A 23,110-nucleotide genomic window follows, 5' to 3' on the forward strand; every position below is an offset into this window, starting at 1 on the left:
TTATTACGAACGAAAAATTATTTTCGTTAAACTTATTATTCTTATACGAGGAGTAAACCCACGTGTACAAAAATTACTATATGTTAACACCAGATATACCGAAGAAGTTATTTTTATTAGATGCATTTGCCCTAATTTATCGTGCATATTTTGCATTCTCTAAAAACCCTAGAGTAAATTCTAAAGGACAAAACACTTCGGCTGCGTTCGGTTTCACCAATGCATTAATCGATGTCATCAACAGGGAAAAACCCACGCATTTAGCGGTAGTTTTTGATGCACCGGGTGGAGCAACACTTCGTCAGGGAGATTTTTGTGACTACAAAGCCAATCGTGAGGAGATGCCGGAAGACATCCGCTCTATGCTCGATCCTATTAAAGAAATTATTTCTGCCTTTAATATTCCTATTTTATTAAAAGAAGGATTTGAAGCCGATGACGTAATTGGAACTTTGGCTAAAATGGCAGAAAAAGAAGGTTTCCAAACGTACATGATGACCCCGGATAAAGACTTTGGTCAACTCGTATCTGAAAACATTTTCATGTACAAACCTGGTCGTGGAGGTAAACCTGCAGAAATTTGGGGTGTACCTGAAATCTGTGAAAAATTTGAGGTTGAAGATCCTATACAAGTCATAGATATTTTAGGTCTTTGGGGAGATGCCGTAGATAACATTCCAGGTATACCGGGTATTGGTGAGAAAACTTCAAAGAAGTTAATTGCCAAGTATGGTTCTATGGAAAACCTGTTTGAGCATACGGATGATTTAAAAGGGAAGCAAAAAGAAAATGTCATCAATTTCATGGATCAAGGGCGCATGTCTAAAATGCTAGCGACCATCATTCTTGATGTAGATGTTGAATTTGACGCTGAAGATTTAAAAGTAATAGAACCAAATGCTGAAAAAATTAAAGAACTCTTTACAGAATTGGAGTTTAGAAATTTAGCAAAGCGTGTATTGGGTGAAGAAATTGTGGTTACTCAAACTGCAACTGCTCCGTCCGATGAAAACCAATTGGATTTATTCGGAACTACCAATAATAATGAAGAGAGCACGCCAGCTCCCGAAAGCTTGAAATCATTAAGTACAGAGAAACCAAGTTATCATTTTGTACAAAGTCCAGAGGGTAGACAAAAACTTCTGAGCAAGATTTTAGAGCAAAAATCGGTTTGTTTTGATACAGAGACAAGTTCTTTAGAAGCGCGTCATGCCGACATCGTAGGAATGTCTATTTCCTTCCAAGCTAAAGAAGCTTATTACATACCTTTCCCTGCAAACTTTGAGGAAGCAAAGGCAATTTTAGAAGAGTTCAACCCTTACTTCAAAAGTGAGAGCATAGAAAAGGTAGCGCACAATATAAAGTATGATTTACAAATATTGGGGAGATATGGAATTGAGGTGGAAGGACCACTTTTCGACACCATGATTGCACATTATCTTTTATCTCCTGATGCGAAACACAGCATGGATAGACTGGCTGAATATTACCTTAACTACGAAACAATTTCTATAGAAAGCGTGTTAGGTAAAAAAGGCAAGAACCAAAAAACCATGCTTGATATTCCACAAGAAGAAATTGTTGACTATGCTTGCGAAGATGCTGATATCACTTGGCAACTGAAAGAACTCTTTGAACCGGAAATTCAAAAAGACCATTTAAAATCTTTATTCTATGACATAGAAATGCCTCTTGTAGGTGTTTTAAAGGCCATGGAAGAAGAAGGAATCAATTTAGACATTGACGGCTTGGCAACTTTCTCTGAAGAATTGGGTGAAAGCTTAGAACAACTTGAAAAAGAGATCAAGGACTTGGCTGAAGAAGATTTCAACCTAGATAGTCCAAGACAATTGGGTGAGGTTTTATTCGAAAAAATGAAAATCTCCTCAAAAGCCAAGAAAACCAAAACAGGACAATACTCAACATCGGAAGATGTTTTACAAAAACACAAAGACGATCACGAAATCATTCCATTGATTTTGGATTATAGATCACTTAAAAAACTGAAAAACACCTACGTAGATCCTTTACCAACCTTGGTAGACGAACACGACGGAAGATTGCATACACATTACATGCAAACTGTAGCGGCTACGGGAAGATTAAGTTCGAATAACCCCAACCTTCAGAACATTCCTATTCGTACAGAAAAGGGTCGTGAAATACGTAAGGCATTTATCGCCAAAGATGATCAACATTTGTTGATGGCTGCCGATTATTCTCAAATTGAATTGCGCATTATTGCTGCACTTTCAAAAGATGAGAACATGGTTCATGCCTTCCAAAATAATTTGGACATACACGCAACAACCGCAGCAAAAGTATTCAAGGTTAACATTGAGGATGTTACCCGAGAACAACGTAGTTCAGCAAAAGCAGTGAACTTTGGTATTATATACGGACAAGGAGCCTTCGGTCTAGCTCAAAACCTCGGAATATCTAGGAAAGAAGCCAAAGCTATTATTGATGGATATTTTGAAGAATATGCCACCATAAAAACCTACATGGATGAGGCGGTAAAGAATGCTAGAGAAAAAGGATATGTAGAAACTATTTTTAGTCGAAGAAGGTACCTACCGGATATTAATTCTTCGAATGCGGTTGTAAGAGGTTTTGCGGAAAGAAATGCCATCAACGCCCCTATACAAGGAAGTGCTGCCGATATCATAAAAATTGCGATGATAAAGGTTGCGGAGCGCATGAAAAAAGAAAATGTAGCCTCTAAATTATTATTACAGGTGCATGATGAACTTGTTTTTGATGTGCTAAAATCTGAACAAGAAATAATGGCAAAACTGGTTCAAGAAGAAATGGAAAACGCCGTACAATTAGCGGTTCCGATGAAAGTAGAATACGAATTAGCAAACAACTGGCTAGAAGCCCATTAAATCAACATAACCACCACTTGAAATATTGTAAAATTGTTGCGATTTAAAACCATAGTATTTTTCATCCTATTAATCCACGGTCTTCGCGCACAGCAAGGCCCGGAAGGTCAAAGTCTGAATGCAATTTTTGCAGAAGATATCGATCGTATTGATACGAATATTAGACCAGTGATTAAAGATTTGAATAAAAATCTTTATTACAACAACTTTGAAAATATTTCAAGTGAAATATTGAAGGATTACACGCTCTTTCACCAAAAACAAAATGTCCCGTACTACAACTTCCTTTTGTCGGCCTGTTACATCAATGCCAGAAACCTTACACGGGCAAAAGAGTTATTGCAAAAAGAGACCAATGATATACTAATTCCTTACTTTCTAGAAAAATTTGGTGAAATCTACACTGAAAAAGGAGAGTTAGCTACAGCCATTAAATACTTCAAACTGCAGTATTCAAATACGGAAAGTGAACTCATGAAAGGTAGAGCTTTGCGAAATGTTGGCGTTTCCTTTCAAAAACAATATCAACTTGATTCTGCCGTGGAGTACTTACAGTTGAGTTCACAATATTTCGAAGGTCGAAATGACAAATTCTCTCTGGTTAATGAATTGAACCTTGCCGAGATTGATAAAACTAGAGGCTTCCAACTCCGCGCGAAACAACGTCTTCAAGATATATTAAAGGAGGTTATTCCAAAGAATTATCAAAGCATCGCAAAACAATCACTCTTATTGCTGATAGAGGTTCATGAAGATTTATATGAATTCGATTCTATTCCTCAATACTTTGAAAGTATTAATCAAATGCCTTTTACTTTACGCTCCGAAATTAAGCTAGCTTTCTTAAGGTATGAAATGGTTTATGCACCTATGAATCAAATTGAGAAAAAGGAAAAACTAATTTACTATAAGCATCAATTACAACTGCAAAATAACAACCGTGCTGTTGCCTTTATAAATCTAAATGAAAGCTTAAAGGCTCACGATTCCATCATTAATACTAATCTTACCGCAAATCCATTCAACCGTTTAGAGGGTAAAGATGAAAACCAACAATTGCTCAAATGGTGGATAATTGGACTCTCCATTGTATTTGCCTTAGGATTCTTAATCATTTACATCTACAACAAAAACAACGTCAACAAACGTATTAAAGCACTACAAAAGGAAAGACACGAATTGCACAAAAGGATAGAAAGGCAGAATAGAGAACTCACCGACTTTGCCATCAACTTGAAACGAAAACGTCAGTTTGATGAAGAGTTTCTAAAGAAAGTGGAATACGTAAAAAACAGTTCTTTTTCGCACAAAGAACAAATTGCTAAACTCTCAAATGAGCTAAAAAATCAGGTTGGACAAGGTTATACACATGAGATTCTGCAAGAGAATATCAATGAGCTCAACTCAAAATTCAACGCCATCCTTACTGAAAAGCATGAAAACCTGATAAGTTACGATAAGGAACTCTGTGGACTAATACGTTTGAATTTCTCAAATAAGGAAATTGCGAACCTTAAAAACATCTCCACACAATCCGCTCGAACGGCAAAATACAGGTTGAAACAAAAGCTACAATTAGATGCGGAAACAGACCTGGTAGAGTACCTCCAAAAGCTCTAAACTAAATTCCTCCATCAGGAAATCCCCCCTCCCCCAATTTCGGTATTCCTCCTAAGCATTCCATAGACGAACTACATCTGTCAGTCGTTATTCGTCAACATGAATGGGATGAACGACTTATATCTGCATAATACTTAAATTTAATCATTAATTTTTAAACACCTCATTTTCAATATTTTAAACATATCTGAATACGTGATGTATACACTTAAATAGTGCAGTGTATACATCTAATCTATCCCCTACTTGGAACTATATTTTTTTGACATAGGTAAATTTATTTCAGACGAACAGTAAGTATTTAACCCTAAAGTAAATTGAAACGAGGAGTTTCCCCCCTGGAAAATAACATCATTTTTTCCTGAAGGAATCTTAAAACGACTACGTTATGAAACATTTCTTTACCCTTAACAAACTGCAGGCATTTTGCTTGTTGGTTCTGACCCTCCTATATGCTAGGACGGGGTTCAGCCAAAATCAAATCTTCGCCAATTCGGTAGAAGATTCTCTCGCCCTAACAAATGGTTTATTGTGTATTGATGGAGATATCAATACGAGTGGAACTGTGACATCGAGTTCTGGCGTTTTATTAGGTTTCGGAGCTTACGACGGCTTTATTGAAGTTTCTTTTCCGAGTTTAGTTCCTGCCAACACAACAAGTTATGTAAAAATCCAAACGGAATCTGACATCTTAACCCCATTAACAGGAGGTTCTTTATCAACGCTACTTAGCGATGTTTTAGGTATTGTCCTTATGGGAAATCAGGAATTAGACATTGAAGCCAGAAACGGAACTACAACCGTACTAGCTGCCTCTACAGGAAGTCCTGGCGATTTCGCAGCAGATAGTTTACGCGTAGTAATTGATTCTTCTGGAAGTTTTTACTTAGCGATCACTCCTTCAAATGACTACGATAGGATATATATTTCCAACGAAATAGGAAGTTTATTAGGACTAGGAATGACTAGAGAACTTGACTTCTTTGATGCTTTTTATTACAGTAGTGGAAGTGCTTGTGGACAAGCCATGTATACTAGTTTTGATGGAGTTGGAATTACACTAGACCTTCTCAATTTAGGAGGAGCAGGTGTTATTAATCCTGAAAATGCAGTAGATAGTGACACAACTAACTATTCAGAACTTAATTTCGGAATATTAGACGTAGCCGCTACACTAGAACAAACCATATATTTTGACGGTCCTACAAACGCAACAGATGAATTTAGAATTAGACTACAAGCTAGTTCTAGTTTGGTCTCTTTAGGTTTGGCCAACAACATTGAAATTGAAGCTAGTTTAGGTGCAACTACAGTACTAAATACAGATTTGAACGGAGGCTTAATCAACTTAAACTTGTTAGACCTTCAAAATGGAAATATTACGGAATTGATTTTAAGTCCGAACACTCCTATAGATAGAATTACTGTTCGTGTAACCTCACTTTTAGGAGTTGATCTAGCACAAAAATTATTCTTCTATGGTGTACAGAAAATTCCTGAAATGCCAACCATAGATCCAGCCTCTGTAAACGCCACTACTTGTGCAAACGATTCAGTGCAATTGGTAGCAAACGGAAACCCTGGAACTTTAGAAATGAGATGGTACGATGCAGCAGAAGGTGGAAACCTACTCGGAACATCTGCATCCGGAAGTCCATTCACCCTTTACAACATAGGTCAAGATACAACCTTTTATGTAGCAGCTGCTATTCCTGGTTGTCCAGAAGAATCTCAACGCACCGCAGCAAACGTTACTATCATTGCACTCCCAACGGCAACAGATATCAACGTAACCGGAGATGCCAATCCTTACTGTGCGTTAGATACAATAACGATTACTCCAAGTTCATTAATAGGGGTAGATTTTACATGGTACTTTGACAACAACAAAACTCAAATCATCAGTAACGGAACAGTTGGTGGAATTTATTACAACATAGACGCGAATGGTGTATTAACAATCGCCGGTTTAGATGATTTATCCTCTCCTTACAGTTATTTCGTTAGTGTAACAGATACGGTAACTGGATGTATGAATGGCGCTGGTGACTTAAAAGAAGTTACTATTAACATCATTGATACACAAACACCTACAACAGCCAATGCTAACCAGGAGTTTTGTATTGTTGATTATGCAACAATAGCTAACCTACAAGTTAATGAATCTAATATAATGTGGTATGATGCGGCAACGATGGGCAACGCGCTTACTACAACAGATACCTTAGTTGATGGTATGGTTTACTATGCTTCGCAAGTTGGCCCTACTTGTGAAAGCTCAAATCGTTTAGCAATAACAGTTCAATTAAACGATACAACAGCACCAACCACTCTCAACTCTACTCAAGAGTTTTGTAAAGTTGACTACGCCACTGTAGCTGATCTTCAAGTTGATCAGATGAACATCAACTGGTACGACGCTGCAGTTGGAGGTAACCTCTTAAATACATCGGATACCTTAACGGCTGGTAACTACTATGCCTCTCAAGTGGGAACAAATTGTGAGAGTTCTACACGTTTGATGATAGCTGTTGTCATTAATGACACAACTGCTCCAACTGCAACATTAACAACTCAAGAATTTTGTTCAGCTTCTAACCCAACCGTTGCTGATTTAGTAGTTGACCAAAACAATGTAGTTTGGTACGATGCAGCAGAGGGTGGAAATATATTGGCAAGTACAGACCTTTTAGTAGATGGCAACTCCTATTTTGCTGCTCAAGTAGGTTCTGAATGTGAAAGTTTTGATCGTTTAGAAATTGTAGTTGGTTTAGGCGTTATTCTCCCTCCAACAACATCTAATCCTGTACAAAGTTTCTGTGTTTCAGATTACCCTACAATTGCAGACCTTCAAACCAATGAAACGAATGTAATTTTCTATGATGCATCTGTTGGAGGAAATTTACTCAACAGCACTGATACTTTAGTAAATCTAAGTTTTTACTATGCAGCTACACAAGGAATAGGATGTGAGAGTGCATCAAGACTCATGCTGCAAGCTATTCTAAATGATACTACACCTCCAACAACTTCTTCAGCTGTTCAGACATACTGTGTACTTGATTACGCCACGGTTGCTGACATACAAGTGGATCAGCCAAATGTAAATTGGTACGATGCACCTGTGGGAGGAAACATGTATGCGAGTACAGATACTTTGGTAACGGGAGATTACTATGCTTCTCAAGTTGGTTCTCAATGTGAAAGTTCATTAAGATTAATGGTAAGTATTATCATAGATGATGAAACACCTCCAACCACAGCCAATGCCAGTCAAGAATTCTGTATTGCTGAATATGCAACAGTTGCAGACCTTCAAACCAACGAACCAAATGTTGTTTGGTATGATTCGGCAGTAGCGGGTAACATGTACAACTCAACAGACTTATTGGTAGATGGTTTAACCTACTACGGTGCAAAACAAGGAGCAACTTGTGAAAGTTCAGCACGACTAGCTGTTAGTGTAACTTTAAACGACACAACCCCTCCAACCACAACAAATACAACTCAAGACTTTTGTTCAACGTCAAATCCAACTCTAGCAGATATAGTTGTTGACCAGACAAACATCATCTGGTACGCAGCCTCAACTGGGGGGACTCCTCTAAGTTCTGCAACACCTTTGGTTGATAACACAACATATTACGCAGCACAACAGGGAACAACATGTGAAAGTTCACAACGTTTGGCGATTATGGTAACGGTAGGAATTATTCCTCCTCCAACGACAAGCGAACCGATACAAGAATTCTGTGTGGTTGAATACGCAACAGTAGCAGATATACAAGTAAATGAAACTAATGTTGTTTGGTATGATCAAGCAGTTGGAGGAACAGCATACAATGCTACCGATACCTTAATGCACAACACAACATATTATGGTGCTACCCAAGCAACAAATTGTGAAAGTGCAACCAGAACTGCTGTAAGTGTAATCTTAAATGATACTACTGCACCAACAACATCGAATACAAATCAAATTTTCTGTGTAGTAGACAACCCAACAATAGCTGACATTCAAGTTGATCAAACCAATATTAACTGGTACGACGCTCCAGTAGGTGGAAATCTATTGGCAACTACAGATGCTCTAATCGACGGTAGCTACTACGCTGCTCAACAAGGAACGGTATGTGAAAGTTCTATGAGATTAGAGATCTCTGTTACGGTTAATGACACAACTGCTCCAACTACACTGATGGCAAATCAAAACTTCTGTTTAGTGGATATGCCAACCTTAAATGACATTCAAGTAAATCAACCGAACATTGTTTGGTACGATGCAGCAACGAATGGCAATGCATTAGCGGGAACAACAGCTTTAAGTGATGGCGCAACCTATTACGCTGCACAAGTAGGTACTTTCTGTGAAAGCTCTACAAGATTAGCTGTAACGGTTAATGTTAATGACGCTTCAACTCCAACAACCTTAAATGCAAATCAAGAGTTTTGTGCAGCAGATATGCCAACGGTTGGAAACCTTCAAGTAAACCAAACCAATATCAATTGGTATGATGCAGCTACAGGAGGAAACCAATTGGCTAATTCTGATGCTTTAGTAGACGGTATGTCATACTACGCAGCCCTTGTAGGAATGAACTGTGAGAGCTCTGTAAGACTAGAGATAAATGTAACTATAACAGATACGGTTGCACCAACAACCTCAAATACAAACCAAGAGTTCTGTGCGGTTGATGCAGCGACGGTAGCGGATCTACAAGTCAATGAAACAGGTGTTGTTTGGTACTTAACCCCAACAGGTGGTTCGGCACTTAACGCTACAGATCTTTTAGTAACGGATACGTATTACGGTGCTCTGATTGTAGGAAACTGTGAAAGTTCTTCAAGATTAATGGTAAACGTAACTGTTAATGATACAACTGCTCCAACTACTTTGATGGCTACTCAAACTTTCTGTACCGTTGATATGCCAACATTGGCAAGTCTTCAGGTGAATCAAACAAACATTGTTTGGTACGACGCAGCCACTAACGGTAACATGCTTCCAGCATCAACGCCATTAATGGATGGAGCTACTTATCATGCCGCACAATTAAGTACAACTTGTGAAAGCGCTCAGCGTTTAGCAATTACAGTAGTGGTAAACGATGAAGCGACACCTACAACCAATAATGCAAATCAAGACTTCTGTGCTTTAGACATGCCTACAGTGGCTAGTTTACAAGTAAACCAAACCAATGTTAACTGGTATGACGCCGCTACAGGAGGTAACTTGTTGGCAAATTCGGATGCCTTAGTAGATGGAATGTCTTACTTCGGTGCAATTGCTGGTGCTACCTGTGAAAGTTCTGTAAGACTACAAATTAATGTTACAGTAAGCGATACGGCTGCACCTACAACCTCGAATACAGACCAAGAGTTCTGTGCAGTTGATGCAGCAACAGTGGCAGATATACAAGTGAATGAAACAGGTGTTGTTTGGTACTTAACCCCAACAGGTGGTACAGCCCTTAACGCTACAGATCTTTTAGTAACGGATACGTATTACGGTGCACTGACTGTAGGAAACTGTGAAAGCTCTTCAAGATTAATGGTAAACGTAACGGTTAATGATACAACTGCTCCAACCACATTAATGGCCAATCAAGCGTTTTGTGCAAATGACAACCCTACCTTGGCTGATGTTCAAGTGAATCAAGCAAACATTGTTTGGTATGATGCGGCAACAAATGGAAATGCACTCCCACTTACAACGCCTTTAACAAATGGGGCTACGTATCACGCAGCTCAAGTGGGTATGATATGTGAAAGTTCACAAAGGTTAGCAGTTACAGTGAGTGTTTCAAATTTACCAGCACCTACTACAAATAATGCAGCTCAAACATTCTGTAGTATAGATAACCCAACAATTGCAAGTATTCAGGTGAATCAAACCAACGTGGTATGGATGGACGCAGGAGCTAACATACTCGCCCCTTCTACACCTCTCGTTGATGGTTCTTCTTACTTCGGAGCTCAAACGAACGGACAATGTACAGGTACTAACTTATTAACTGTAAGTGTAACTGTAACCTTCGTTCCTGCTCCAACAACAAATGATGCCACGCCTGATTTCTGTGCCAACGCAAACCCAACATTGGCCGATATTAGTATGAACGAACCAAATATCAACTGGTACGATGCTCCAACTATGGGTACCTTATTACCAAATGGAACATTATTGGTTGATGGTCAAATTTACTACGCTGCCAACGTGATGAACGGATGTGAAAGTGAAGTGAGAACAGCGGTTCAACCGTCATTGAATGTTACAAGTGACCCAACGACTTCAAATAACAACCAAGCCTTCTGTGTTGAGGATAACCCAACAGTTGCAGACATTCAAGTTACAGCAACACAAGTAGTATGGTATGATCAACAAACAGGAGGAAGTGTAGTTGCTCCAGGTACAACCCTACAAGATGGCGTAACCTATTATGCAGCCAATGTAGAGAATGGATGTGAAAGTGATCAAAGAATTGCAATCACTGTAACACTTAATGGTGGACCAATAGCTCAAATTACAGGTTCTTTCACAGATGTATGTGCTGTTGATACCTTAACTTACTCTACAAATGCAAACATGACCAATTACAATTGGACAGTTGTTGATGGAACCATTGTAGCAGGAGGAACGACTACTGACAATTATGTTGAGGTAATATGGAATGGATCTGGTAATGGAACTATAGAAGTAAGCTACACGAACTCAACAGGATGTTCAGAATACTCAGCTTCACCAATTTCAATAACCACTGGTGTTTGTCCAGACCTTAGCATCTACAAAACGGTAGACAACAAAACACCACAAATGTATGAAAACGTTGAGTTTACGATTACCGTAGAGAATACGGGTAACGTGACCTTCACAAATGTTCAAATCAATGAACAATTAAACAATGGATTCGAATACGTTTCACATACTACATCCGCGGGTGCATATGATCTATCAACTGGTGTATGGACAATTAATACAGTAGCTCCTAATACTAGCGAAACCTTGGTAATCATTGCCAAAGTGATTCCTGGAAGTAACCACTGGAACATTGCGCATCTAATTGGCGACTATCCAGATGATACGGATACAGATAACAATACGGATTCCGTTGAAGTTGATCCGATTGACCTTATCGTGTACAATCAATTCTCTCCGAATGGGGATGGGGATAACGACAGGTTCATCATAGATGGAATTGAAGATTACCCTCAAAACACAGTTCAAATCTTTAACCGTTACGGAAACCTCGTTTATCAAACAGAAAACTACGAGAACGATTGGGACGGTGTTCCGAATGTAGGTGGAACGATCGGTAGTGGTAATGTTTTACCAACAGGTACTTACTTCTACGTGATCAAGGATGCGAACTCAGATCAGCAATGGTCAGGATGGTTATACTTAATTAAATAATGACAGACTAAACGCAATACGATGAAAACTTTGAAAATAAATAAAATCAGTGCGGTATTAGTAGCAGCTCTTCTTGTTGGTTCCCAGGTTTGGGGCCAGCAAAGAGCACAGTACACGCAATATATGTATAACACCATGCCTTTAAATGCTGGTTATACAGGTACAATTAATGGATTAGAAGCAACAGCTATCCACAGATCTCAATGGGTTGGAATGGATGGTGCACCGGTTACCACAGGGGTATCCTTAAACGGAGCGGTAAACAAACATTTTGGCTTAGGTCTTACCGCCGTAAACGATAGAATTGGTCCAATTACACAAAATGAACTCGCTATTAACTTAGCTTCTAGTGTTCAACTAAACGATAACATGCGCTTGTCTTTAGGGGTGTCAGGAGGAATTAATTCAGTTTCTGCGGATTGGTCTATGGGAACAATTTACAATACAAGTGATAATGCCTATAACCAAAACTTAAACAATGAAATCACCCCAGCGGTAGGAGCAGGACTTTACCTCTACTCTAACCGTTTTTATGCGGGGATTTCTTCACCCAATGTTGTGAAGCGTAAGAGTGACTTAAACCAAATCTATGACAGGTTTGCCAATGAACTTCACTTCTTTGTAATCACAGGTTATGTTTTTGACCTATCACCAAACGTGAAGTTTAAGCCAGCTTTGATGACTAAAATTGTTCCAAACGCTCCTTTGAGTGTGGATGTTTCTGCTAATTTCTTATTGAAAGAAAGATTTACCCTAGGTGCGGCCTACAGGTACCAGGACGCGATTAATGTATTGGCTGGGTATGAGTTTGCTAAATCATTCTTTATAGGATACGCCTACGATTTGGGCATCACACCAACCAAAGATTTCCATTCAGGATCTCATGAAGTTATTTTGAAATACAAGTTATTGAGAGAAACTAGAGTAGCTACTTCTCCAAGATTTTTCTAAAACTGAACCATCATGAAAAAATTAATTTATATAAGTCTCCTTGCCTCAGGTATGGCCTTTGGTCAAAACGCAATGGAGAGAGGAGATATCTCATACGCAAAATATGATTTCAATACTGCAATTGAATCATACAACAAGGCAATTTCAAGTAACAAGGCAAGCGAGGATGTAAACCTTAAAATTGCTAACAGTTACTTCAATTTAACCAATTACAAACAAGCACTGGTTTGGTATCAAAGAGCCATTTCCCAAGACTACACAAATGTATCTGAAGGAGATTTCCTGAAGTATGTTCAATGTTTAAAAAGTGAAGGACAACAAGATGATGCTGATGCAATTTTAATGGAATACTACGCAGAGAATGCTGAGAAAATTGCCCAACTGGAAAAGCAAAAAGCAGCCTTTGCAATTAAAAGAGACAACTTGTATGTTCTAAGAAATCTTCCAATTAATACTGCCAATGCAGATTTTGGTATTGCTAATTATGGGAATAAAATGTTGTTCGCTTCAAGCAGAAATGGTGAAGGTGAATTGACTAAAAAAACCTATGCTTGGAATGAACAACCCTACTTGAATATATACGAGGCGAAAAGAAATACGGCCAATGGAAACTTGACGGAGGAAAAACTTTTCGAAGGGTTGAACACGCAGTATCACGATGCTATGATTTGCTTTAACAAAGAAAAAACTCGTGTGTACTTTTCAACCAACCAATTGCGCAAAAAAGGTAAACTACAAACCAACGACGAAGGGAACTCCACCTTGCAAATAATGTTGGCCGATATAGTAAATGGTAAGGTTGCCAACATCAATAGTTTAAGCATCAACAGTGAAGAATATTCTTGCAGTCACCCTATGTTATCGGAAGATGGAAAGTTCCTCTACTTTGTTTCTAACATGGAAAATGGAATGGGAGAAACAGACATTTACCGTGCACCAGTAAAAGCGGATGGAACAGTAGGTTCACCAAAAAACTTAGGTCCGCAAATCAACACAGCGGGTAGAGAAATGTTTCCAACACTACAAGATGGTAAGCTTTTCTTTTCATCAGACGGACATTACGGTATAGGTGGATTAGACATTTTTTCTTCTAAGATAAAAGGAGAAAATTTTGAAAACCCTGAAAACCTGGGTATGCCTTTTAACAGTGAAAAGGATGATTTTAATATTTACTGGACCAAAGCTGGAGTGAACGGTTACTTGTCTTCGAATCGTTTAGGAGGAAAAGGAGATGATGATATTTATTTCTTCACTAAGGATGACCAGAACTGGTACCAAGACGTGTTTGGCAATGTAAAAGAACAAACCACAAAAGAAATCATTCCTTTCGCAACGGTACAGGTGTACGATGAATTAGATTCTTTGGTAGCAGAAACTCAGGCAGATTCTTTGGGAAGATTTGAAATTCAATTGCCTTGTAGCTCTACAAATAGATTGGTATTCTCTAAGCAAAACCACAGTACAGAAGAGTTGGCTATCACTACCCCAGACACGCCAAAAGTACCAGAAGAAGAGGATGCTGAAGATGTGTATTTGACACTTTACAAAACTTTGGTTAAAGAAGAAGATGGTGTAGAAAAAATCATTGTTAACCCGATTTACTTCGATTACGACAAAGCTGACATTACTCCTCAAGCTGTAGTGGAATTAAACCGTGTGATTGATGCCATGACTAAATTCCCAAACCTTGTCATCAAAATAGAATCTCATACAGACTCAAGAGGTCCAGATAAATACAACCTTCAACTGTCTGATGATAGAGCAAAATCTACCCGTGATTATTTAATCGCACAAGGAATAGATGAGGATAGAATCATCAGTGCTGTTGGATACGGGGAAAAACAAATTAAAAACAAATGTAAAAACGGTGTTGATTGTACCGATGATGAACATTTTGTGAATAGAAGATCCGACTTTATTGTCGTTAAAAAGTAATGATTAAGGGTGAAGGGACCTTGGGGCTGTAGTGATGTAGGCAGTCCCAGGTCTTTTACTCTTTTTAAATAAAAACATGCGCAACCCACAAACCTCAATAATCATGATATTGCTCACTTTAGTGAGTGGTTTTGGTATTGCCCAAACTTATCCAGGGAATGTAAGTTCTGGTACGTTTGAAATGTGGTTAAAAGCAGATGATTCTACCAGTATTCTAAATCTAAGTTCAAACACTGCCTCCAATGGTGAAGAGGTTTCTCAGTGGTCTGATCAATCTGGAAACAGAACCAATAACGCTACGAATAACAACGAAGTAACCAATCCAATATATTCCAAAGATTCTGCTACAGTTATCAACTATAACCCTGCCTTAACCTTTGATGGTATAAGCTCTGGGTTGAACTTTGGGAATGACTATATATTTCCTGATGCATATTACCTTCTAGGTATAGAAATATCAAATAGTCACTTTGAAGGAATTAATTTCTACACCGTACAAAAACCCACCTCGATTGATGTTACTAAAAACACTCAATTTATATATGACATTGGTAATTATGATAGTGATGGGTTTGGTTTGACTTATGATTTTTCTAGTTCAAAACTATACACTCCTGAAGGTCTTGAAGATGTCGTTTTAGGTATTTTATCAGGACTTACTGGGATTTCTTCATCAACAATCTTAAATGGAACCAATAGTTCTGGACAACAAGTCCATACTAAACAATGGGAACCAACTATCGCTAGAGCAAATATTGTTACTGGTTGGAGTCTTTTGGGTGCACTCCTTGAGAATGCATCGAAATCAATGTCAATTAATGGTTATGAGACTTACTACGCAAATGATTTTGAAATTCTTAAACTCAATTTAAATAGTATTTTATGTTCATCCAGTCACTCACCCAATTCAGGTCCATTTACTATAGGTCGACAAGCGAAAAACGGTGATTTTTCTAGTAATTCTACACGAGCTTTCGAAGGTCAAATTGCTGAAATTATAGGTTACTCCGGTGTACTAAGCGATGCTGAAACCAATAGAATTGAAAGTTATCTTGCTCTTAAATACGGGATCACACTTGAGTACGGAGGTACAGAAAATGGAAACTACACCGCCAGTGATGGAACCACAGTTTGGAGCGCCAACTCAGCCAGCAGTACCTACCACAACAACATTATTGGGATAGCACGAGATGACGCATCGGGCTTACTTCAGAAACAATCCCATACCCAAGACGATAGTTTACGCATTTACTTGGATGTATTAGATACACTCAATGCAGGAAATCAAGGCAGTTTTTCGAACGATCTTTCTTTCTTACTTATCGGAGATAATTTAGACAACCTTTACTCCTCCTCTTCTTATTCAGAAAAACCTTATGGTTTCTATTCGAGATTAGACAGAGAATGGCGTATACAAAGCACCAATTTTACCGACACATTTAGCATAGATATCGTGTTGAACGAATTCGCTACTATTAATGGTATTGATACTTCTGACTTGTATTTTATAGTAGACAATGATGGTGACTTTTCAACGGGAGCAAACTCCTTTAATTCTTCAGACGGAATTAGCTTTCTTTTGAATGGAAATGTACTCAGCATATCAGGCCTCAATACAAGTATTATCCCTAACAACTCATCCAACTTTTTCACTATAGGTTCAGGAAGTGGTAATACACCGCTACCGGTTGAACTAATGTCCTTTACTACATCATTAAATACCAATAACCAAGTCCAAATTATCTGGACAACTTCAACAGAAATTAACAATGATTATTATAGCCTTTATCATTCTACTGACGCTGAACATTGGGTACTTATTGAAAAAATAAAAGGAGCTGGAAATTCAGTCGAAAAACTAGATTACGAATTTACCCATAATACAGCTCATAAGGGAATAAACTACTACCAATTAAAACAAACTGATTTCGACGGTAAGGCACGTAACTTGGGCGTTCGAAGTGTTAATTTAGAACATACTATCTCTCAATTAGAAGCTTATCCTAACCCTGTTAAGGGTGCTTTGCATATACGAGGAAATTTGGACCTATCTCAAGGAATATACGCTATTAATTCTTTGGGAATCGCCATTAAAATACACGACTATACCGTGTTAAGCGAGCATCACATTGTAATGAATGTAGCTCACTTAAACCAAGGAAGTTACTTCCTAAAAATAAACCAACAAACAATACGCTTTACAAAGTTGTAGGACCTCCTTCACTCCTCATAAACGCATAAGGGGGAATACAGAATTGTTTGTACATTAAGACCTGTACTGAGTACAGGTCTTTTTTTAGTTAATGCTTCTTATTAAATCTAGATGGACATACTCCTCTAAATTTTTATTAATTTCGATTCCTGAGAATTCAAGACCATCATGAAACTAATCATCTTTTTACTGATACTATTTTTAACAGGCAGCTGTCAATTCGCATTAAAAACATTTTTCAAAATTAAGGATCCGAAAACTTACACCACTAGGTCAATCACACATCAAAAAATAGAAAATGACCTAAACAAAAAAAATATAGATAATTTCGAAATTGTATATGCTCAAAAAAGTTACTATACTTCTTTAATAGATACTACTTTCTATACACCGCAACCTAGAATATTTAATAAGTTTGGCCAGTTACCTGATTACAATTCAGATACATTAAACGTTTGCTCCACGAGTTCATTCAGCTTTAAATCTCTTTCCAATTTGAGTCTTGAAAGTAACATTTGGAAGGATAAACCAGAATTAGACAGCTTTTTAAGCCATTTAGAATACATTGATTCAACAAAGTATTGTTTGGATGAATCATTTGATTATTTGGTATTAATGGATTACACCACATTTGCCATTGGAATTCAGAATAGAAATTTACGATACTTAACAAATGAAATATTCACCAATAATGAAAAAGTAAAGTATATTTTTATAAACAAAGATTTAATTGAAAATGATTGTTTCATGCAATGGAAAACATCCTATAAATCAACTTACAAAGAATAAATTAATCACTCCCCTTACGTCCTATTCAAACTATCATGAAATTAATCATCTACTTAATCGCTTTTTTACTATCTATTTTCTTATTAATTCTACTTGCAGCAAGTGATCCAAACAGAGGTGTAAACGACACCCTAAATACAGGTTTAATTGGCATTAGTATTATGGTTGGGGCTGGTATAATTGGACTTTCAATAATAAGGAGTAATCAAGACAAATACTAGCATTGGATTCAAGTCGTAATTAACTTTTAGAGGAATATGTAATAAAACAAAAAAGGCCAGCACTTTACGTACTAGCCTTTGTTTGTGGTCCCACCTGAAATGAGAACTCTATTTATCAAGTACTAAAATTCATTGTGAAAATCGAAGTGGTTAAACTTCTTTAATTCATCTATTATTTGAATTGACTTTATAGTACTAGAATTTACGTTAATAATTTCTTCAATATTGTTTTCATTTACTTCAATAATTGCAGGCTCTTTTAAGTTAAGTAATTCAGGAAATTCACTATCATCATCAAAGATGACATTATCATTTTTCTGATTTATAAGATGGGAGATATCCACTTTTTTACCAATTCCTGAAACTATACAAAGAACAGAATCTTCTTGGAGCTTTCCTTCAATCCATTTTGAAAATGAATTGTTACACTTTAAACAAGTTCCTCTTTCATTCAGCGAAAAAATGTACCTATAATCATCAATATTTAAATTAGAACGTTCTTCAACAAACGTTCTAATTATACCATACCCTTTACTTTCATGACGACAAGAATAGAAGAGTGAGATAATTAAAAAAACGACTAATCGCCTCATTTTAGGTCTTTTAAATTAATTAATACAAATTTCTTTTTATGACCTTTTTCTTGTACATAAAAATCTCCTTTGAAGTTAATGATGTTCCTAACATTAAGATTCTCCTCCAACAATGACTCATTTTTAAGTTGACCATTGTTATTATATTCTTGTATTACCATTCTTTGTTGAGTCTTTCCATTTTCAGTTCTTAAAACAGACTTCAAGAATACTATAATTCCAGAATCACTACTATTACACACAAAATCAATATAGGTGATGTTCTTATTAAAAAGCACCTTCTTATTAGCATCTAAATGCTCACTTATTGACAACTTATTACTTCCTATTCCTTCAACTAAATTAGATTTAATTTTAATTGCATTTTCCAACTTAAAATCTTGATTATATTGATACAATGTATCTGAATAAATAGAGTGGAAATACTTGTTTTCAACACCATCTAAACTAAACCTATTCCCCTCTGTTGATACATCCGATTTTTTTAAGAATCTATTATAAATATTCCCCCAATTAAACTTTAAGCTCTCCATATCATTTAAATTAACAATGTTTTCGAAACTTAAAACAACAGGTTTGGTTCTCTTTAACCTCTCCATTTCTATATAATCCTCCATAGTCAGAGTAGGCTTTTCTGAATACTCGTATGAACTCAAACCTAAATGAAAACAATTTCCATCATACTCAATAGGGTAATATGATTTAACCCCTTTTTCTTTCAGAAATGATAAATCAATGTCTTTAAGTAATTTAGATTGATGATCAATAAATAATAAACGTTCATTTTTTGTTAGCAAACAAATTTCTGAGGAATCAACAACCTCAAAATCTATTAAGTCGTAATTTAAGCTATCCAAAAGTTCATTCAAATCTATCGTAACCTGCTCATTATCATATAAATCATACTTTACTATTTGTTTATACGTCACTAATTCAGCAAAATACAGTACTCTATCATCTATCAATTCAGTAGAAACTGACAGATCAGCTGGAAATGGTACCTGAATACTTAATTTTTCAACATCACTTGTAAATGTAGATTTTTCAGAAGTACATGATAAAATTATTAGAATGAGTATTAAATAATATTTCATTATGTAAATGTTCATAGATGTTTAAAGCCAAGAGAAAATTTGGTCAAAACTCATTTTTGAATCGTCATTCGATTCCTCTGACAAATTAAATGGGAACTCGTATTTTCATTAGGGGTGGTTTATACTTTTCTAAATGTAAGAATATTTATTGAAAACAAGCTAAAACAAAAAAGGCCAGCACTTTACGTACTAGCCTTTGTTTGTGGTCCCACCTGGGCTCGAACCAGGGACTTTCTGATTATGAGTCAGATACTCTAACCAACTGAGTTATAGGACCTCATTAACCTTTGCATCACAAAGAATTAACAGTGGCGCAAATGTAAGTGTACTTTCCTTAATTTGCAACACCTTTTTCTACTTTTTTTGGCAATTTTCGAGGAGAGGTTTTAAGTCCCTCTATTTCAGTTTACAAACTTATAGCCCACTCCCCTAACACTCACAATTTTAAGCGTTTCATCCTTCTCTAGCTTTTTTCGAAGTTTAGAAATGAAAACATCCAGGGTTCTTCCCACGTAGTTTCCTTCATCCTCCCAAACCTCATTTAAGATGAATTCTCTTTTCAAGGTTTCGTTTTTATGTTGGATGAATAAGTGCAATAAATCAGCTTCCAAAGACGAAAGTTCTATGACCTCATCCTTGTAGAAAAGCTTCATACGCTTTAGGTCGAATTTGTACAACCCTAAAACTAGGGCTTCTTCAACCTTTTCTCGTTTTTTAAATTTCCACCACAAAAAGCCTAGAAGAGGAAAAAGAAGTAAAATCCATAAATAATTAGAGGCTTCTTTTTGCCCTTTTTCGGGTGCTTGCTCTTTTGTAAATGCAGGGGGTGTCCAACCTTCCGTTGCCGTAAAAACAATTTGATAACATCCCTTGGGCAAGGGGCGCTCTTTACAATTCAAAATGGCCTCATTGCTATTGATACTCGCTCTAAAACTATATACGATAAGGTTGCTATCACAAGATATTACATCTACGATAAAATTTTGAAGCACATTATAGGTGTACATTACCTCATGCACCTTGGTATAGAGTTGTTCCGGATCAAAAGCAAATTCTTGGTCAAAACTTAAAACGTAAGATTTATCCTTTTGTGTAATCGGTAAAATACGAGAAGTGGAATCTCCGATTTCTAATAAAAATTGATGGCCAATATTACGGAGTATAACCCGACTCAGAGTTGAAGTGTTTTCCTCCTGAGCTAGGGAAAGGCTTGTCATTAAAACTACTCCCCACAAAATACATCTTACCGACCATTTTATCATACCTCAAATTTATCTTGAAAATGAACCATTAACAATAGAAAAATAAGAAATTACGCGCCATTTACATTAATTTACATTCGTTAAACCATTGATATAGGGCGACTTTCTACATTGTGGTCATAATCATAAAAAATAAAAACCATGCATGCACTTATTTTAAAAACACTCGTTATCGGTATGTTACCTTTGTCCTCTTGTCTTTTTTCGAACTCGAACACAACGGAAGTAGAAACATCTAAAACCAACACAGTAAGTAAAGATAAATCTGTAGAACCTCATCGTTATGGAGGGTGGTATTGTCCGGACAATTTAAACACCTTCCCTGCCGTAAATTTATCGGATTGGAACACGGTACCAGCAATAGAAAACAGACTCCCTACAGAAGAAGAAGCTAAAAGTGGTGCTTCTCTCATTTTGGTGGATACAGAAAAATATCCAAAGGCCAAAGCCTTAACCATGTCGCTCCCAAAGTTGGCCAAATATCAAAATCCAAATACGCAACGAGAAGATGTCATCATTGTCATACAGGCCGTAAGCATACAAGAAGATTCCATTGTTGGATTTCGCTTTTTAAATGGAGGAAACGGAAGTGCTCGTTTAAAAGAAGTTGAGTTTATCACAAAAGAAAAAGCACAAAACCTATCAAAAGGAAAATTTGTGCAACATGATTACAGCATTAAAGCAGCCGATACTAGTATTTGGAAACTTATGATGGATCCAGAACTGGCATCCTTAGTTCAAGTAAGCTTTGATCCACAAAATCAACTCTCCTCTGATTGGAGAAGCAAGGCTCAACTCAACTTCAACTATCCCCATAAAAACAAACTGATTAATTCTTTTATTTCTGATGATTTCTGGGGCAATTGTTATGTACAAAACGACTTCGACCAAAACCTTTACACAGAAAAATTCTTTTTAACCTACGACAAAGACAAGCAGGTTTCAACCTTAAAAATCGTTTGTGGTCCGTACGACACAGATTATGAGCAACAAGAAAAAGTATTGACCAATTGGGCAAAAAGAATCAAAGATTTGAGTGAATTTGGATCTTTTAATTTGAAATAAACTAACGAACTTACCCACACAAAAAAGCCGGCTTTGTGCTGGCTTTTGTTATAAACTCCTCCATAACACCCACCATTTCTATAGGATGTACAAATGCTGAAATAATGTGAATGTGTATATTCGCTTAAGAATCAAACTAAAGGATCGCAGATGGAAATAGAAAAGGTAAACCTGAACCAAAAACTAGCAAATTTTAAGGATTATTGGAGTCCGAAAATTGTGGGGGAACTCAATGAGCAATTTGTAAAACTCGTTAAAGTGAAAGGAGAGTTCGTGAAACACAAACACGAGCACGAAGACGAATTGTTCTATGTTGTAAGCGGCACACTCTACATTGAGTTAAACGATAAAACCCTTGAATTGAACCCCGGAGAATTTGTAATAATTCCAAAAGGAATAGAACATAAGCCCTACGCCCCAGAAGAGGTTAGCATCATGTTGTTTGAACCAGCAACCACTTTGAATACGGGTAATACGAAAAATGAACTTACGGTGTCTGACTTAGATAAAATTTAAATTCTTTCCCTTTTGTTGTCTAATTTTAGTAGAAATATGAGATACCTCCTCAGCATATTACTAGCGATTTTTGCCTCCTCTTGCTTCGGTCAATTAATTACAGAAGAATTAGAACGAGAAATAAATAGACGAATAGAACTTGAAATAAACCCAAGCTTTTCAATTGGAATTTTGTATCCGGATGGAACTGCAGAGTATTATGGCTATGGTCAGCCCAATACTTATTCCAAACAACCAGACAGCTTAACGCTTTATGAAATTGGTTCAATTACAAAGACCTTTACCTCCACCCTTGCAACCTTTTACCTCAAAGACTCTTTGAACGCTCCTTTATCTCACTTTTTTCCTGAAATCACACATCCAAAACTGGCACAAATAAGCCCTTACCAACTGCAACATCATATTGCTGGAATTCCTAGACTATCCGAGCAGTTAAAGGATTACAAAAATGCCCGTATAGCCTACGAAACTGCCTTGAGCCTAAACCTGAAAAACGAATTGTTAAAAACAAAAATTGAACGCTGCAAGTCACTTGAAGCAAAATAAGGTGAGCGAA

General features: G+C 36.9%; 14 protein-coding genes and 1 tRNA gene. 11 read left to right on the forward strand and 4 right to left on the reverse strand.

All coding sequences use genetic code 11. From position 1 onward, the window contains the following. The first annotated feature begins 80 nt into the window (after window positions 1-80). From polA to BM327_RS12250, 8 genes are all read left to right on the forward strand, one after another. A complete protein-coding gene (gene polA, locus BM327_RS12215) occupies window positions 81-2,888 on the forward strand; it encodes a DNA polymerase I (RefSeq protein ID WP_090250496.1) in 2,808 nt (935 codons plus the stop codon). A gap of 33 nt (window positions 2,889-2,921) precedes the next feature. Continuing rightward, complete coding sequence (locus BM327_RS12220; protein WP_090250502.1) at window positions 2,922-4,508, forward strand: helix-turn-helix transcriptional regulator; 1,587 nt, start codon at window positions 2,922-2,924, stop codon at window positions 4,506-4,508. Window positions 4,509-4,896: 388 nt separating this feature from the next. Continuing rightward, window positions 4,897-11,916 (forward strand): Ig-like domain-containing protein, encoded by a 7,020-nt coding sequence (locus BM327_RS12225; RefSeq protein ID WP_090250507.1) that lies wholly within the window; start codon window positions 4,897-4,899, stop codon window positions 11,914-11,916. 21 nt (window positions 11,917-11,937) lie between these two features. Beyond that, entirely contained in the window at window positions 11,938-12,867 is a 930-nt protein-coding gene (locus BM327_RS12230; RefSeq protein ID WP_090250511.1) for a PorP/SprF family type IX secretion system membrane protein, read from the forward strand. Window positions 12,868-12,879: 12 nt separating this feature from the next. Continuing rightward, entirely contained in the window at window positions 12,880-14,802 is a 1,923-nt protein-coding gene (locus BM327_RS12235) for an OmpA family protein (RefSeq protein WP_090250516.1), read from the forward strand. Between the two features lie 103 nt (window positions 14,803-14,905). Next, entirely contained in the window at window positions 14,906-17,014 is a 2,109-nt protein-coding gene (locus tag BM327_RS12240; RefSeq protein ID WP_139230361.1) for a DUF8202 domain-containing protein, read from the forward strand. A gap of 495 nt (window positions 17,015-17,509) precedes the next feature. Further along, window positions 17,510-17,803, forward strand: coding sequence for a hypothetical protein (locus tag BM327_RS15795; RefSeq protein WP_139230362.1), 294 nt, complete (start codon window positions 17,510-17,512; stop codon window positions 17,801-17,803). A 35-nt stretch (window positions 17,804-17,838) separates the two neighbouring features. Continuing rightward, entirely contained in the window at window positions 17,839-18,024 is a 186-nt protein-coding gene (locus tag BM327_RS12250; RefSeq protein WP_090250531.1) for a hypothetical protein, read from the forward strand. A 122-nt stretch (window positions 18,025-18,146) separates the two neighbouring features. Here the strand turns inward: BM327_RS12250 and BM327_RS12255 are convergent, their stop codons facing one another. The 4 genes from BM327_RS12255 to BM327_RS12270 all read right to left on the reverse strand — a co-directional run bounded on the left by BM327_RS12255 (window position 18,147) and on the right by BM327_RS12270 (window position 20,973). Continuing rightward, the gene (locus BM327_RS12255; protein WP_090250536.1) at window positions 18,147-18,617 is read right to left on the reverse strand and encodes a hypothetical protein; all 471 of its coding nucleotides are present in this window, start codon (window positions 18,615-18,617) and stop codon (window positions 18,147-18,149) included. Further along, a complete protein-coding gene (locus BM327_RS12260) occupies window positions 18,614-19,711 on the reverse strand; it encodes a hypothetical protein (RefSeq protein WP_139230363.1) in 1,098 nt (365 codons plus the stop codon). The genes BM327_RS12255 and BM327_RS12260 overlap by 4 nt, the downstream gene beginning before the upstream one ends. Before the next feature lie 203 nt (window positions 19,712-19,914). Further along, a tRNA-Ile gene (locus BM327_RS12265) sits at window positions 19,915-19,988 on the reverse strand. A gap of 124 nt (window positions 19,989-20,112) precedes the next feature. Then, the gene (locus tag BM327_RS12270; protein ID WP_090250545.1) at window positions 20,113-20,973 is read right to left on the reverse strand and encodes a winged helix-turn-helix domain-containing protein; all 861 of its coding nucleotides are present in this window, start codon (window positions 20,971-20,973) and stop codon (window positions 20,113-20,115) included. A gap of 141 nt (window positions 20,974-21,114) precedes the next feature. Here BM327_RS12270 and BM327_RS12275 point away from each other — a divergent pair, with 141 nt between their 5' ends. From BM327_RS12275 to BM327_RS12285, 3 genes are all read left to right on the forward strand, one after another. Beyond that, entirely contained in the window at window positions 21,115-22,038 is a 924-nt protein-coding gene (locus BM327_RS12275) for a hypothetical protein (protein WP_090250552.1), read from the forward strand. Window positions 22,039-22,188: 150 nt separating this feature from the next. Further along, entirely contained in the window at window positions 22,189-22,554 is a 366-nt protein-coding gene (locus BM327_RS12280; protein ID WP_211664740.1) for a cupin domain-containing protein, read from the forward strand. A gap of 36 nt (window positions 22,555-22,590) precedes the next feature. Next, window positions 22,591-23,100, forward strand: coding sequence for a serine hydrolase (locus BM327_RS12285; RefSeq protein WP_090250557.1), 510 nt, complete (start codon window positions 22,591-22,593; stop codon window positions 23,098-23,100). The last annotated feature ends 10 nt before the right edge of the window (window positions 23,101-23,110 follow it).

It is taken from the genome of Lishizhenia tianjinensis (assembly GCF_900116425.1).
GTDB lineage: Bacteria > Bacteroidota > Bacteroidia > Flavobacteriales_D > Crocinitomicaceae > Lishizhenia > Lishizhenia tianjinensis.